This is a genomic window from Flavobacterium sp. (genome assembly GCF_027533505.1).
Taxonomy (GTDB): Bacteria; Bacteroidota; Bacteroidia; order Flavobacteriales; family Flavobacteriaceae; genus Flavobacterium.
On sequence record NZ_JAPZUB010000062.1, the window covers coordinates 19,431 to 31,559 of the forward strand.

Below are 12,129 nucleotides of genomic sequence, written 5' to 3' on the forward strand. Positions count from 1 at the left end.
TCATAAAAAAAAAGCTGCTCCGAAGAACAGCTTATTTTCTTGATAGGATACTAACGATTATTGGCGGCTTTGCACATAATCGGATAATTCATCCGCATTGGAACTAAAGCTGAAAATACCATTCAACTTAAAGTAATTTCGGGGTTCGATGCAGTAGTCATAGGCAAATTTAGCGAACTCTAGTTTGTTATCATCAAAGCTAAACAAGTTGGCAATTTGCATAATTTGATCTACATTTAAACAGTTTACCGATACAATTTGTTTGGCTGTTTTCATACGAGAATCCTCAAACGCCTGATTTTTTAAGGTGGTCAAGGCAGCATTGTAATCGGCTGGACGCATACAACTACGACTGGGACAGCCCACAGGAGCCACTTCAACGGGAACGGGAGCTACATGCCCACCCACATGAGACGAAGAGGTTGTGGTAGTCGTGGTTTGCGTTACCGTACCTCCCATGCCCATATTATCGTTGATCGAAACGCCCATGTTGAGTCCACCAATATTGATATTGGCGTTAATATTGTCCCCACCATTAGTAGTGGTGGTCGTCGTCGTTTGGGTCACAGTACCCCCACGTACAGGCGCTGGTTGTTGCACCACTACGGTTTGCCCAGGATTTACAGGACGCGGACGGGGTTGACCGTAATGCATCACATACACATTGGCAGGAGGAACAAAATTAGGTTGTACAGGCACCGCAGAGAAGAAATTCAATTTCATTTTCCCTTTTTTGTTGCGGTCGCGACGGTTTTGTAGGTCACATCCGACATGATACCGTCGGGATCGGCGATCATCATGTTGTTGGTGGTAATATCCATCAACGTTTTGTCTTCAAACTGAATGCGCGCGTTGTAGTACGGCTGATTCAAGTCCTCGACCCGAATGTTGGTTTGGGGAATATCATTTTGCATTTCCCCATTTAAAATCAAGTAAAATTTGTCTCCATCTTCAGAGAAAATAGTCAAATGACCGATTTGTCCCACTTGTGCCATGGATACGGCAGAAATTAGAACAAACAATACAGCAGTAATTTTTTTCATGATGATTGTTTTTTTGGTTAAAATAAAGTTTATCTGTTAAATTCCAAAAGCAATAACGACGCCAAACTTATTTTTTTACTAAAATTAATACTCGCCAACGTTTTCAAAATGGGGCACTTCTTGTACCCTGCCTGCATTTATTTGTAAAAAAATACCCCCCACGCGAACACGCACCAAGCGCAAAGTAGGGAAGCCCACTGCCGCAGTCATTTTCCGCACTTGACGAAATTTTCCTTCGGTGAGCGTAACGGATATCCAACGGGTGGGACCGTGTCGGGCATCGCGTATGCGTCGTCCTTCGCCTATACAGGGGGGCAAAGCAGTAACAAGCCGAACATGACACGGTTGCGTGGTGTATCGAATGCCTTTGAATCCAATTTCAACACCCGCCTCCAGTTGCGCTATCGCCGTAGGGGTAATCACACCATCGACTTGTGCATAATATTCTTTTTCTACCGTTTTACTGCGTACCCGTTCGCTTTCATGACCATCGGTGGTCAATAATAATAAGCCTTCTGAATCTTCGTCCAAGCGTCCTATAGCCATAGTTCCTTCGGGAAAATCATACAATTCACCCAACAACTTCTTGGTGCGCTTTTTTTGGTATATAAACTGACTCAAATACCCATGGGGCTTGTGTAAAATAAAGTGACGGTGCATAGCGGCTTTTGGTTTGTGCAAACATAATCCATTTTAAGAAAGAAAAATTGTGTAGCAAATCGGCTTGAAGTTTTGTAATTTTAAGACCTTAAAAAAATAAAGTATGACAGTAACCATCGTTTTATCTGCCGTGTTTTTGGGATTGGGATTTTTCATTGGAAAATTACTTTCCAGCAATCAATCCAGTGCTACCCTCGCTCAAAAAGAAGAGCAAATTCGCCAATTAACCCAACAAGTAACTTCTGTACAACAGCAATGGCAAACGGCCCAAGGGGAGAAAGAAACCTTGCGTACCGAACGCGAAGCTTTGGCGTTGCAACTCACCAAAAAAGAAGTGGATTATACCAATTTGGTCGAACGCAACAAAGAGTACCGTCAAGAAGTAGAGCAATTACAAGAAAAATTCACCAAAGAATTTGAAGTTTTAGCCCAGAAAATATTAGAAGAAAAAACCACCAAGTTCACGGAACAAAACAAAGAAAACCTAAAAACAATTCTTTCACCCCTTCAAGAAAAGATTCAGCTTTTTGAGAAAAAAGTAGAAGATACACACAAAGAAAGTATTGATTACCATGCCGCGTTACGTCAACAAATCCTAGGACTACGCGAAATGAATGAAAAAATGTCGCAAGAAACCATCAACCTGACCAAAGCCTTAAAAGGCGATAACAAAATGCAAGGAAATTGGGGCGAATTGGTACTGGAACGCGTGCTGGAAAAATCAGGATTGGAAAAAGACCGCGAGTATTTTGTGCAACAGAGCTTTACAACCCCCGAGGGACAGCGCCTTCAACCCGATGTGGTCATTGCACTGCCCGATGGCAAAAAAATGATTGTCGATTCAAAAGTGACGTTAACCGCTTACGAACGCTTGTGTAATGCCGCGAGCGAAGAGGAACAAAAACAGCATTTGCGCGAACACCTTATCGCGATTCATCGCCATGTGGAGCAATTGAGCAGTAAAAATTATTACGACTTGTATCAAATGGAGAGTCCCGATTTTGTGTTGCTTTTCATCCCGATTGAATCGGCTTTTGCGGTGGCGTTACAAGAGGACAACACCTTGTACAACAAAGCTTTTGAGAAGAATATTGTTATCGTAACTCCTTCCACCCTATTGGCTACTTTGAAAACAATCAACAGCATGTGGACCAATCAAAAGCAGCAAGAAAATGCACTAGAGATTGCCCGTCAAGCTGGTGCTTTGTACGATAAATTTGAAGGCTTTGTGACTGATTTGATAAAAATTGGTAAAAAAATGGATGAAGCTAAAATAGAGTACCAAGGGGCGATGAACAAACTTACGGAAGGAAAAGGCAACCTGATTTCGAGTGTGGAACGCTTGAAAAAAATGGGGGCTAAAGCCAAAAAAGCAATGCCCGATGCTTTATTGCAACGCGCCGGCGTAGGCCAAACGAACGATAATGACACGACTCATGAAGAAACAATTTAAAACGGTTAAGTCCTCGCGGATTTCAATTTCACAATTGATGCTCCCCTCGCATTCCAACTTTAGTGGGAAAATTCACGGAGGGTACATTCTGTCGCTGATGGACCAAATTGCCTTTGCTTGTGCTTCCAAATATTCGGGCCATTATTGTGTCACGGCTTCGGTCGATACCGTCGACTTTTTACACCCGATTGAAGTGGGCGAACTCGTCATCATGAAAGCCTGTGTAAATTATGTAGGACGCAGCTCGATGGTGGTAGGGATTCGGGTGGAATCAGAGAATATACAAACGGGGAAATCCAAACACTGTAATTCGAGTTATTTTACCATGGTGGCCAAAGATGAAAACGGACAAAATACAGAAGTTCCCGGATTAATTTTAACCAACGGGGATGAAGTGCGGCGTTTTTACAATTGCATCCAACATATTGAAGCGCGGAAAACCCGAAATCGACACGAATTGGAGTTCGATTACCTCTCCGATTCAGCTTTAAAAAACCTAGAAAATTACAATGTGAAAATGGAAATGAAAGAGCGCTAAAATTTTCAAATTCTAATTCTTTTCTAAAAAATTCTCATATAACTTCACGAATTTTAGGCAAATAGATTTTTTTTGTTATTTTTGGTCAAGAAATTTTTAAGATGAGAAAATACTACCTTTTGGGGATTTTTACGGGAATCCTTTCTTTATTTATTTATTCTTGTTCTTCCAATGATAGTGAGGAGTATGTGGAACCGAGCCCCGTTACGGTTGATTTAACACAAGTGCCTTATGCAAAGCTATCGGATTACCACTTTTTCAAAGCGCCCATGAGTGCTATGGTACCCGAAAAAGACGTGCATATTTACGAACCTATCAGTCAACTTTTTACGGATTATGCCCACAAAAAACGATTTGTGTGGTTGCCGCCTGGAACAAAAGCAACGTACAATGGAGACGGTTCGGTTTTGGAATTGCCCGTAGGCGCTGCCATTATTAAAAATTTCTATTACGACGAATTGCAACCCACCAATACGCGTAAAATCATTGAAACCCGTATCATGATTCGCAAATCCAACGGTTGGATTTTTGCGGAATACGTCTGGAATGACGAACAAACAGAGGCATTTTTTGATTTAAACGGAAGTAACCGCACGATTACTTTTACAGAAAACGGGGTTCAAAAAACAGCCAATTACCGTATCCCCAATGAAGCGCAGTGTGTAACTTGTCATAAACTACGTGATCCTAACACGAATATTTATTCCAATTCTCCCATTGGAATCAAACCCCAAAACATTAACTTTAACTACAACTACGGCGCTGAAACGAAAAATCAGTTGGCCAAATGGAAAGAATGGGGCATTTTAGAAAGTAATGCACCCATTTCCGATCCGGCAACCGCCATGGTCGATTATAAAGACGTATCAAAACCCCTTGAGCAGCGCGTGCGTTCCTATTTTGACATCAATTGTGCGCACTGTCACAGCGAAAAAGGACACTGTTATTACCGCCCCATGCGCATGAGTTTTGATGAAACCAATAACAACTTAACCAATATGGGCGTCTGTGTTCCCACGGCTGACTTGCAAGATTTTCCTCCTGCGTTAATTCGAATTGTTTCGCCCAATAACATCAACCGCTCGATGTTGTATTACCGACTAAACACTGAAAACGAAGCTTTTATGATGCCCTTACACGGGCGTTCCATCATCCATGAAGAGGGTGTATTACTCGTAAAACAATGGATTGAATCGCTTCAACCGTGCAACTAATAACCACTTAACAACTTTATGAAAAAAATTACTTTATTCCTATCTTTCCTTTTTGTAGGATTGACGCAAGCTCAGGACACCTGCGCAACTGCATTACCCATTACCGCGGGAACCCATGTGGTGACTGCCGTAAATGGTACCGACTTACCCCCTGCCTATTGTGCAGACAACGGAGCCTTGCCCGCTAGTGGAAAAGCGGAATGGTATACCTATACCCCAACGCAAAACTACACCGTGACCATCACGTCTGACATTGCCGCCAATTCGCCACGAGTAGATACCCGTGTGCATATCTTTACAGGTTCATGCGGTTCAATGGTGTGTTTTGATGGTGATGATGATAGCGGTCAGAATTATTCTTCGGTGGCTACCTTCAACGTAACCGCGGGAACAACCTACACTATCGTTTGGGACAACCGCTGGACAAGCAACGGGTTTACCTTTCAATTAATTGAAAATCCTGTCGTGGTTCAACCGACAGCACCCATAACGTACAATGCACAAACGGTTTCTACCATCAACAACCAATACAATATCTGTGTGGTTGATATGAACAATGATGGATTGGATGACATCGTGGGGATTAGTACCGGAACGATGAAAATTCATTACCAAACCGCTACTCCAGGTACCTTCAACATTGTAAGTTATCCTTTTTCCAATGTAAACTTCTACCCTTCATGGAGTTTGGCTGCTGGGGATTACAACAAAGACGGCTACAATGATATTGTTTTAGGAGCAGGTCAAGGTTTATCTATCTTACGTTCTAGCAATAACGGTACACAATATACTGGAATTACTCCCGGAGAGTATATCTTCTGTCAACGCACCAACTTTGCCGATTTGAATAAAGACGGCAACTTGGATATCTTCTCGTGTCATGACATCAATGAAAATGTATACTATTTGAATGATGGCGCTGGAAATCTTACCTACTATCAAGCGAATGTAACGCCTGGCGCGATGGCCATCAGTAATGGAGGTGGAAATTATGCCACACTATTTACGGATTTTGACAACGATGGTGATTCGGATGTATTTATTTCAAAATGTTCTGGCCCTCCATGCCAATTGATTCGTTACGATGGCGGTACAACCTATACCAACGTTTCTGCAGCTACAGGAGTAAATGTCACTCCGATTCAAACATGGTCATCGGGAATTGCTGATTTTGACAACGATGGTGATATGGATGTGATTATCACGGCCAGTGCTGGATCACACCGTTTCTTTAGAAATAACTTCGAAACTACCGGTACGTTAAGTGCTTTCACCAATATTACGACGGGATCAGGTTGGGATACCAATACATCAACCAATATTGATAATATCGCTTACGACTTTGACAACGACGGTAAAGTAGACGTATTGGGTGGTGGAAACAAAATCATGTTCAACCAAGGAAACAACACCTTCCAAGGCGTAACTTACACAGGTATTGGTGTTGGGGCTGTGGGCGACTTAAACAACGATGGGTTCTTAGACATTCAAAACGGATCTACTATTCGTTATGCCGTTCCCAACGGAAACAACTGGTTAAAAGTTCGCTTAAACGGCGTACAAAGCAACAGCAACGGTATCGGAGCGCGCGTGGAAATCTATGGCGCTTTCGGAAAACAAATTCGTGACGTACGCAGTGGTGAGGGCTTCAAATATATGAGTTCTATCAATGCGCACTTTGGAATTGGTACCAACACAGCGATTACGCAAGTAATTATCCGTTGGCCTTCAGGGGTGGTTGATACGATCAACAACCCTACCATTAATCAATTGTTGACCGTTACGGAAGGGTCTACATTAAACAATCCTTCTTTTGACAACACAACTGTGAGTGTGTTCCCTATTCCAACACGTAACCTATTGACTATTAAAACACAAGAAGGATTTACAGCCGTTCAAGCGGAAGTGTACGACTTAAATGGACGCTTGGTCTTGTCGTCCAAAATTGAAAATGAGTCAATCTCATTACAATCTTTAGAAAATGGCAATTACTTGTTGATGGTTATGGATGCTAATGGGGCTAAATTCACGCAGAAGATTGTGAAAAACTAATACCAACCCAAAATAGAAAATACCAAAAAGCTCCGAGTACATCGGAGCTTTTTTTATAGGGTAACTTTTTCAAACGCATGCAGCTTGTCAATGTGCAACAATGTCTTTCTTTGGTAACCATCACGGGAAAACATGGGTAAAAAGCGAGCGCCATAGACAACCTCATCAAAGGTATACGAAGCACGTTTTACCACCGAAGTACTAAACATATCGTCAAATACTTTGATATAAATGATGAGTTCTCCTACCGTATCCTGAAAGTCATTTTCGGTGAATTGATACAACGGACTCTGTGGTGTAATCGGATGTACTAAGGTCCAATTAAGATTCAGTGCATTGATTTTATCCAACTCCAACTCCAAGGTGAAAAATTTGTTGACTTTTTGCCCGTTCTCCTCTACATGCATCCCCAAGGTAACCCGCGCCTCTGCCTCGGATAAATTGACATTCTTATACGGACACAAACGCAGCATCAAGGCGGTTCCGTCTTTATAAGGCGCAATCAACGCATTGTTGGAAAACAAAAGATGCGCTTTGGGTTGGCTAAACCGTCCGTAAAACAAACCCGTAGCGATGGCAAAACTCAACAATCCAAACAACGCTTCTACTGCGGCTACAAAACTTGCCAAAAATCCACGGGGACTCACATGTCCATACCCAACTGTGGTAAACGTTTGCACACTAAAAAAGAATGCCTGTCCAAAAGCATCCCAAGGCGATGTGGCAGTAACTCCATTGAGATGATCTACGCCAATGAGCACGTAAAGGGTAGCAAAAAAAGCATTTACCAAAAAATAAAACAAAAGGATGATCAATAGAAACTTCCATCGTGGCAATGTTAGCATCGTATGGTACCAGCTGATGGTGTCCAAAAAAGGAAATCCCGTAAGGCGTATATTGGCCTTACCCGATTTGGTAAAGAAACGTCCCCCATAACTGGAAGCATTCGTTCCTAAACCTGTATTGGCTTCTGTTTTGGCTTGTGTATTGAAAGTTTTTCGAAAATCCATAGGGGTTATTTTAAGGTAAAACTACACATTTTACACAAAAAAACCGCTCCGAAGAGCGGTACTATACTTATCTGGACAAATACATTTTTCGTCGGGAATACAGATCGTAAAACTGATCGTCTTTTAAATCCTCAATAAACAAAATACTCTCGCCAGTTGATTTCATTTCAGGACCCAAGGCCTTGTTAACGTTGGGGAATTTATTAAATGAAAATACCGGTTGCTTGATGGCAAAACCCTGTAACTTCGGATTAAAATTGAAATCGGTCACCTTCTTCTCGCCCAACATCACCTTGGTGGCATAATTCACATAGGGTTCGCCATACGCTTTAGCAATAAATGGAACCGTTCGTGAGGCACGCGGATTGGCCTCAATGATGTAGACGATATCGTCTTTGATAGCAAACTGAATATTGATGAGTCCCACGGTTTGAAGGGCTAACGCAATATTTTTGGTATGGTCTTTAATTTGTTGCATCACAAACTCTCCCAAGTTAAAGGGCGGTAAGGTCGCATTGCTATCGCCCGAGTGAATCCCACAAGGTTCGATATGCTCCATAATTCCGATAATATACACGTTTTCACCATCACAAATCGCATCGGCTTCGGCTTCAATCGCACCATCGAGGTAGTAATCCAGGAGTAATTTATTGTTGGGAATATGTTTTAAAATTTCAATCACATGTTCCTCCAACTCTTGTTTATTGATGACAATTTTCATCCCTTGTCCCCCCAATACATAGGAAGGGCGTACCAAGAGCGGAAACTCCAATTCATCAGCCAATTGCAAGGCTTGATCGGCGTTTTCGGCTACTCCGAATTTGGGATACGGAATATTCAATTCTTTCAACAAACCCGAAAAACGACCGCGGTCTTCAGCCAAATCCAAGGCATCGTAACTGGTACCAAAGATTTTGATGCCGTAGCGGTTTAATTTTTCCGCCAACTTCAACGCCGTTTGTCCCCCCAATTGTACAATCACGCCATCGGGTTTTTCATGCTGGATAATATCGTAAATATGCTCCCAAAACACGGGTTCAAAATACAACTTATCAGCCGTATCAAAGTCCGTCGAAACCGTTTCGGGATTACAATTGATCATGATGGTTTCATAGCCACATTCTTTGGCCGCCAAAACCCCGTGTACACAAGAGTAATCAAACTCAATACCCTGACCAATACGGTTAGGACCCGATCCCAATACTACAACTTTCTTACGGTCGGTGACCACACTTTCATTGGCGGTATAGCGTTCTCCGGAGGCCGTTTCAATTGCAGCTTCAAAAGTCGAATAATAATAAGGCGTTTGTGCTTTAAATTCAGCGGCACAGGTATCTACCAATTTGTACACGCGTCGTACATTCATTTCTTCCCGTAAACGGTACACCTGACTCTCCAAACAGCCCAACATGTGTGCAATTTGACGGTCGCCGTAGCCTTTTTGCTTGGCTTCCAAGAGCAACTCTTTCGGAAGGGTATCGATACGGTAGTTTGAAATTTCTTTTTCCAACAAATACAATTCCTCGTATTGCTTCAAGAACCACATATCGATTTTGGTAATCTCGTGAATACGACTCAACGGAATCCCCATTTGAATGGCATCATAAATGACAAACACGCGATCCCAGCTGGCATAGGTGAGTTTTTCGATAATTTGTTCGTAATTCTTGTACCCTTTTCCATCGGCGCCCAATCCATTGCGTTTGATTTCCAACGATTGGGTAGCTTTGTGTAAGGCCTCTTGAAAGGAACGTCCGATTCCCATGACCTCGCCTACCGATTTCATTTGCAAGCCCAGGGTTCGGTCGGCGCCTTCAAACTTGTCGAAGTTCCAACGTGGAATTTTCACAATCACATAATCCAAGGTGGGTTCAAACAAAGCCGAGGTCGATTTGGTAATTTGATTTTGCAATTCGTCGAGCGTATACCCAAGCGCCAATTTGGTCGCAATTTTGGCAATCGGGTAGCCTGTTGCTTTTGACGCCAAGGCCGAAGAGCGCGATACCCGTGGATTGATTTCAATCGCCACGATATCTTCTTTTTCGTCGGGAGAAACGGCAAACTGCACATTACATCCTCCCGCAAAGTTTCCAATCGAGCGCATCATGTGAATCGCCATGTCACGCATTTTTTGGAAGGTACGATCCGACAAGGTCATCGCTGGCGCCACAGTAATCGAGTCGCCAGTGTGAATTCCCATAGGATCCATATTTTCGATAGAACAAATGATGACGACATTGTCATTTTGATCCCGTAGTAATTCCAATTCATATTCTTTCCACCCCAAAAGAGCCTTGTCAATCAACACTTCGTGTATGGGGGACGCTTCCAACCCGCGGGTTAGCAATTCATCAAAATCTTCTTTGCGGTGTACGAAAGCAGCTCCTGTTCCCCCCAAGGTAAACGAAGGACGGATCACGAGGGGAAATCCAAACTCTTGGGCGATTTCTTTTCCCTTCAAAAACGAATTGGCCGTCTTGGCGGGCGCATAGGGAATTCCGATTTCACTCAACAAGGTTTTGAATTGGTCGCGGTCCTCGGTAACGTTGATTGCATTGATATCAACCCCAATCAAACGTACCTTAAAATCGTTCCAAATTCCCTTTTCTTCCGCCTCCAAACACAAGTTTAAGGCCGTTTGTCCGCCCATTGTGGGAAGTACAGCATCGATGTTGGGATGGGCTTTGAGGATTTCGATAATCGATTTGGTGGTCAGTGGTTTAAGGTACACATGATCGGCCATAGCGGGGTCGGTCATGATGGTGGCAGGGTTGGAATTGATGAGGATGACCTCGATACCCTCTTCGCGAAGGGAGCGGGCCGATTGTGACCCAGAGTAGTCAAATTCACAGGCTTGACCAATGATGATCGGACCTGAACCAATAATCAAAACGGATTTGATAGCGGAATCTTTCGGCATGTGGTGTAGTAGTTTAGTCGTTTAGGTTGTGTGTGTCAAAATTAGTGGGTTTCCAAAACTTTTGAAAAAATTGGTGTTGCCAACTTATCATTAGTTATAAACAGCATAAAAAAAGGCGCTACCGATAAAAGTAACGCCTTATTCTATGATGGAAACATCATTATTATTTCTTGTGTCTTGGTTCAGAAGATACCGTCAACTTATGTCTTCCTTTGGCACGACGACGAGCAAGGACTTTTCTACCATTTGCAGTAGCCATTCTCTCCATAAACCCGTGTTTATTTCTTCTTTTTCTTTTCGAGGGTTGAAATGTTCTTTTACTCATTGTTCGATATCTTTAAAATCTGGTACTTGTTCGCTGTCTACGGCTTTTCAAAACCGAGTGCAAATATACAAAGCTTTTTATTACTTGCAAGTGCTTTTTTAAAAATATTTCAAATTCCTTTTACTACATTTGCAACCTAAATTTTACCCTCATGTTTCACAGAAATAGTAAGATCGTTTTAACCGTACTGATTTTTGCAGCAGCGGTATGGCAATTCACCGAAAACAACATTGGTAATGGGATTTTTTTGATTCTTGTCGCTTTGATTCCGTTGGCCTTATACTTCCGTAATGAGTACATTTTGTTGGCGTTTTTACAAATGCGGAAACAAAATTTCCCGGGTGCTCAAAAATGGTTGTCCAAAATTAAAAATCCTGAAACGGCTTTGATTCGCAAACAACAAGGCTATTACAACTATTTGCAGGGGTTGATGGTGTCGCAAACCAACTTGAATCAAGCCGAGAAATTTTTCAAAAAAGCCATTGAATTGGGATTGAATATGGACATGGACTTGGCGGTGGCCAAACTCAATTTGGCGGGGATTGCTTTGTCACGCCGCCGAAAAATGGAAGCCACCAACTTGATCAACGAGGTCAAAAAACTCGACAAGCAAGGCATGCTGAAAGAACAAATCACGATGATGAAAGAACAATTGAAACGCATTTAATGCAAGCCTTGACGGGGTAGGTTATTTTAAATGTTGAATTATAAATTATAAATTAGCGTGCTTACAAGTCCTACATGACTAACGTCCAACGACTAATGGCTAACGACTATTTAGTCATTCCTTAAAAAGCCACTATTTTAAATTTCGATTAAAATAGTGGTTTTATTTTTAGTGAAAAAGTTGAACAATAATTGTAACCAAAAAATAATTAGTTCTTTAATTTGGTTAAATCGGAGCTTTAGATTGT

11 protein-coding genes are annotated in these 12,129 nt (G+C 42.2%); 5 read left to right on the forward strand and 6 right to left on the reverse strand.

Features of this window, described 5'->3' with window-relative positions; translation table 11 throughout:
• Nucleotides 1-57: 57 nt before the first annotated feature.
• From O9316_RS12150 to O9316_RS12160, 3 genes are all read right to left on the reverse strand, one after another.
• Complete coding sequence (locus O9316_RS12150; RefSeq protein ID WP_298204834.1) at nucleotides 58-723, reverse strand: DUF4476 domain-containing protein; 666 nt, start codon at nucleotides 721-723, stop codon at nucleotides 58-60.
• On the reverse strand, nucleotides 720-1,043 hold the full coding sequence (locus O9316_RS12155; protein ID WP_298204835.1) for a hypothetical protein: 324 nt from the start codon (nucleotides 1,041-1,043) through the stop codon (nucleotides 720-722). The genes O9316_RS12150 and O9316_RS12155 overlap by 4 nt, the downstream gene beginning before the upstream one ends.
• An 84-nt stretch (nucleotides 1,044-1,127) precedes the next feature.
• Nucleotides 1,128-1,703: a pseudouridine synthase gene (locus O9316_RS12160; protein WP_298204842.1), complete on the reverse strand. Its 576-nt coding sequence runs from the start codon at nucleotides 1,701-1,703 to the stop codon at nucleotides 1,128-1,130.
• A 103-nt stretch (nucleotides 1,704-1,806) separates the two neighbouring features.
• On the opposite strand from O9316_RS12160, the gene rmuC reads away from it, so the two are divergent.
• The 4 genes from rmuC (at nucleotide 1,807) to O9316_RS12180 (ending at nucleotide 6,960) form a co-directional block, all read left to right on the forward strand.
• Nucleotides 1,807-3,156, forward strand: coding sequence for a DNA recombination protein RmuC (gene rmuC, locus O9316_RS12165; RefSeq protein WP_298204836.1), 1,350 nt, complete (start codon nucleotides 1,807-1,809; stop codon nucleotides 3,154-3,156).
• A complete protein-coding gene (locus O9316_RS12170) occupies nucleotides 3,140-3,694 on the forward strand; it encodes an acyl-CoA thioesterase (RefSeq protein WP_298204837.1) in 555 nt (184 codons plus the stop codon). The genes rmuC and O9316_RS12170 overlap by 17 nt, the downstream gene beginning before the upstream one ends.
• 101 nt (nucleotides 3,695-3,795) lie before the next feature.
• The gene (locus O9316_RS12175) at nucleotides 3,796-4,908 is read left to right on the forward strand and encodes a hypothetical protein (RefSeq protein WP_298204838.1); all 1,113 of its coding nucleotides are present in this window, start codon (nucleotides 3,796-3,798) and stop codon (nucleotides 4,906-4,908) included.
• A gap of 18 nt (nucleotides 4,909-4,926) precedes the next feature.
• Complete coding sequence (locus O9316_RS12180) at nucleotides 4,927-6,960, forward strand: FG-GAP-like repeat-containing protein (protein WP_298204839.1); 2,034 nt, start codon at nucleotides 4,927-4,929, stop codon at nucleotides 6,958-6,960.
• A gap of 53 nt (nucleotides 6,961-7,013) precedes the next feature.
• Here the strand turns inward: O9316_RS12180 and O9316_RS12185 are convergent, their stop codons facing one another.
• The 3 genes from O9316_RS12185 to rpmH form a co-directional block, all read right to left on the reverse strand.
• The gene (locus tag O9316_RS12185; protein WP_298204840.1) at nucleotides 7,014-7,970 is read right to left on the reverse strand and encodes an ion channel; all 957 of its coding nucleotides are present in this window, start codon (nucleotides 7,968-7,970) and stop codon (nucleotides 7,014-7,016) included.
• 67 nt (nucleotides 7,971-8,037) lie between these two features.
• Nucleotides 8,038-10,890, reverse strand: a complete 2,853-nt coding sequence (gene carB / locus O9316_RS12190; RefSeq protein WP_298204841.1) for a carbamoyl-phosphate synthase large subunit — start codon at nucleotides 10,888-10,890, stop codon at nucleotides 8,038-8,040.
• 163 nt (nucleotides 10,891-11,053) lie between these two features.
• The gene (gene rpmH / locus O9316_RS12195) at nucleotides 11,054-11,215 is read right to left on the reverse strand and encodes a 50S ribosomal protein L34 (protein WP_056072822.1); all 162 of its coding nucleotides are present in this window, start codon (nucleotides 11,213-11,215) and stop codon (nucleotides 11,054-11,056) included.
• 151 nt (nucleotides 11,216-11,366) lie between these two features.
• Here rpmH and O9316_RS12200 point away from each other — a divergent pair, with 151 nt between their 5' ends.
• On the forward strand, nucleotides 11,367-11,882 hold the full coding sequence (locus tag O9316_RS12200) for a hypothetical protein (protein ID WP_073363216.1): 516 nt from the start codon (nucleotides 11,367-11,369) through the stop codon (nucleotides 11,880-11,882).
• The last annotated feature ends 247 nt before the right edge of the window (nucleotides 11,883-12,129 follow it).